Below are 235 nucleotides of genomic sequence, written 5' to 3' on the forward strand. Positions count from 1 at the left end.
CCTTCACGGTCACGAGGGGTATCGAGTTCAAACTCGCCATCTTCAGTTTTAACCCGTTTGCTGCTCTTACCGTTACGGCTATTGGTTGATGTAGCCTTTTGGTGTTTTTCATAACCCAGTGAGCTTACGGCAAGTTAGCGTAACTCACCATCAAAAATATGCTTGAGTCCAGAATTTAGTCTATGCGTTGTGATTTATAGTTCCAAGGCAAGTAAAGTTCTGGGTTTAATCGCAA

General features: G+C 43.0%; 1 pseudogene. It reads right to left on the bottom strand.

The features are described from left to right. Nucleotides 1-119 (bottom strand): annotated as a pseudogene (locus HC733_RS22890) (transposase); the annotation flags it as partial. Nucleotides 120-235 lie beyond the last annotated feature (116 nt).

It is taken from the genome of Pseudoalteromonas sp. S16_S37 (genome assembly GCF_014694405.1).
Taxonomy (GTDB): Bacteria; Pseudomonadota; Gammaproteobacteria; order Enterobacterales; family Alteromonadaceae; genus Pseudoalteromonas.